General features: G+C 66.9%; 1 pseudogene. It reads right to left on the bottom strand.

Annotated features, from left to right (window positions below):
* Positions 1-218, bottom strand: a pseudogene (locus SB751_RS34855) (glycosyltransferase family 1 protein); the annotation flags it as partial.
* Positions 219-239: the final 21 nt, after the last annotated feature.

Raw genomic sequence — 239 nt, 5'->3', positions numbered from 1 at the left:
AGCACCGGCACGCGGATGGCGCGGCCCGCGATGAGCGCGAGCCAGAGCGAGAGATAGCGGACGTCGGCGAAAATCAGCACGGCGTCGGGACGTTCGAGAACGATGCGCGTGAGCACGCGGCTTTGCATGCGGATGCGCCGCGAGGACAGGCCCGCAATGCGCGTCTCGACGAATTCCTCGCAATCGGGCCGCTCGCGCGAAAAACCGTTCGCCTCCATGCCTTCCGAGCACGCGAACAC

The sequence above is a fragment of the Cupriavidus sp. SIMBA_020 genome, assembly GCF_046535395.1.
GTDB classification, from domain to species: Bacteria; Pseudomonadota; Gammaproteobacteria; order Burkholderiales; family Burkholderiaceae; genus Cupriavidus; species Cupriavidus campinensis.
Note: the sequence above shows the minus strand (reverse complement) of the source record. Positions and strands in the feature narration are given on the sequence as shown.